The sequence below is a fragment of the Actinomadura fibrosa genome, assembly GCF_900659615.1.
GTDB lineage: Bacteria > Actinomycetota > Actinomycetes > Streptosporangiales > Streptosporangiaceae > Spirillospora > Spirillospora fibrosa.
The window spans coordinates 1-2,357 of the sequence record NZ_CAACUY010000497.1 but is presented as its reverse complement, the minus strand read 5'-3'; the positions used below and the strand labels follow the sequence as shown (position 1 = coordinate 2,357).

At 76.4% G+C, this 2,357-nt stretch carries 3 protein-coding genes; all 3 read left to right on the top strand.

What is annotated here, in order from left to right:
* On the top strand, positions 1-253 hold a 253-nt coding region (locus E1300_RS49050), incomplete at its 5' end, for a phosphatidate cytidylyltransferase (RefSeq protein ID WP_165503360.1).
* Positions 250-819, top strand: coding sequence for a lysophospholipid acyltransferase family protein (locus E1300_RS49045; protein ID WP_131764094.1), 570 nt, complete (start codon positions 250-252; stop codon positions 817-819). The genes E1300_RS49050 and E1300_RS49045, both read left to right, overlap by 4 nt.
* A 75-nt stretch (positions 820-894) precedes the next feature.
* A partial coding sequence (locus tag E1300_RS49040) for an MDR family MFS transporter (RefSeq protein WP_242619909.1) occupies positions 895-2,357 on the top strand: 1,463 nt, incomplete at its 3' end.

The following is a 2,357-nucleotide window of genomic DNA, read 5'->3' as shown; positions in this document are numbered from 1 at the left end:
GGCCAAGCGCTGGGGCGGCGTCGCCGGGGGCATCGCGGCGGGCACGGCGGTCCTGGCGCTGTTCGGCGCCGTGACGCCCGCAGCGCTCGCCGCCGTCGCGGCCGGGGCGCCGCTCGGCGACCTGCTGGAGTCGATGCTCAAGCGCGGCGCCGGCGTCAAGGACGCCGGGCGGTGGCTGCCCGGCTTCGGCGGCCTGCTCGACCGCGTCGACTCCCTGCTGGTCGCGCTCGCGGTGGCGATGGTGCTCTCATGATCGCCGCGTATCTGCGCCGGGCCGGCTGGCGTGCCGCGTTCGGCCTCGCGGGCGGGCTGGAGGTGACCGGCCCGGTCCCGGCCGCGCCGTGCGTCATCGTCGCGAACCACTCCTCCCACGCCGACACCGCCGCGCTGCTCGCCGCGCTGCCCGCGCGCCGCCGCCCGATGGCCGCGGCCGCCGCCGACTACTGGTTCGCCGGGCGGCTGCGCGCCCTGGTCTGCCGGACGGCCGTGGCGGGCTTCCCCGTCCGGCGGTCCCGCGGCGGGTTCGACGACCTGGCCGCGGCCGCCGCCCAGCTCGCCCGCGGCCGCTGCGTGATCGTGTTCCCCGAGGGGACGCGGTCCCGCGACGGCATGGTCGGCGAGTTCCGGACGGGCGCAGCCCGGCTGGCCGGCCTCGCCGGCGTCCCGCTCGTCCCCGCCGGGCTGACCGGCACCCGCGACCTGCTGCCCGTCGACGGGCGGTTGCGCCGCACCCGCGTCCAGGTCCAGTTCGGCGATCCGGCCCGCGACATCGGCACCGCGCACCGCGCCGTCCGGGAACTGACCGGCGCGAACCCCTGAACCCCGGGCCGTTGCGCCGCTCATCTATGTGCAGCTAGCATTTATCTGTCTTCAGCAGATATTTGTGAGGTGCACATGGTCTCGGACGCGCCGGTGATGAGCCACCGGCACCGGCTGTTCGTCTTCGGCGGGCTGATGCTCGCCGGGCTCATGTCGTCCCTGGACGCGACCGTCCTCGGCACAGCGCTGCCGACGATCGTCGGTGACCTCGGCGGGCTGGACCGGCTCGCCTGGGTCTCGACGGCTTACGTGCTGGCCACGAGCGTCACGGTTCCGCTGTCCGGACGGCTCGGCGACCTGTTCGGGCGGCGGCCCGTGTTCCTCGCCGGGCTCACGGCGTTCCTGCTGGGGTCGGCGGCGTGCGGCGCGGCGCCGACGATGGACCTGCTCATCGCGTTCCGGGTCGTCCAGGGCGCCGGCGCGGGCTGCCTGATGGCCTCGATGTTCGCGCTGTCCGGGGAGCTGTTCGAGCCGCGCGAGCGGGCCCGGTACCAGGGCTACTCGGCGGTCGTCTTCGCGGTCTCCAGCATCGCGGGGCCGCTTGTGGGCGGGTTCCTCACCGACCACGCGTCGTGGCGGTGGGCGTTCTACGTCAACGTCCCGCTCGGGCTCGCCGCCGTCGTGACGACGCTGCTGTTCCTGCGGCTCCCGCCCCCGGCGGGGCGCCCGCGCGTCGACTACCCCGGCATCGTGCTGCTCGGCGCGGCCGTCACGTGCTTCACGCTGTGCACGAGCTGGGCCGGGACGCGGTACGCCTGGGGGTCGCCGGCGATCCTCGGGCTCGGGGGAGGGGCGCTCGTGCTGTTCGCCGCCTGGGTCCTCGCCGAGCGGTCGGCGGCCGAACCGGTGATCCCGCCGCGGCTGTTCCGCGACCGGTCGTTCGGCGTCGCCTGCGTGGTCGCGGCCGTGGGCGGGGCGACCGGGTTCGGCCTCGCCACCTACCTGCCCATGTTCTTCCAGGTCGTCGGCGGGGTGGGGGCGACCCGGTCGGGCCTGCTCCTGCTGCCCATGATGGCCGGGCTGCTCGCCGCTTCTCTGGGCGCTGGCCGGCATATCGCCCGCACCGGCCGCTACCACCGGCTCCCGGCCGCGAGCATGGCGGTCAGCGCCGCCGGCGTCGCGCTCCTCGCCACCATGGACGCCCGCACGGGGCTCCTCACCGCGTGCCTGTACATGGCGGTGCTCGGCTTCGGGGCGGGGCTGTCGCAGCAGGTGGTCGTGCTGATCGCGCAGAACGCGGCGCCCCGCGCCGACCTCGGGGCGGCGAGCTCCGGGGTGTTCGCGGCCCGGATGCTCGGCACCGCCGCCGGGATGGCCGTGTTCGGCGCGATCGTGTCCAGCCGGTTCGCGGAGGAGGCGGCCCGGCGCGCCCCCGGCGGCCGGGCCCCGGCGTTCGAGGACGCCGTCCGGCCCGAGGTGCTGCGCACGCTGCCCGGACCGGTCCGGCTCGGCGTCGCCGAGGCCTTCGCGCAGGCGTTCTCCGACCTGTTCGTCGCCGCGCTCCCGCTCCTGGCGGCCGGGCTGGCGGCGGCGCTGCT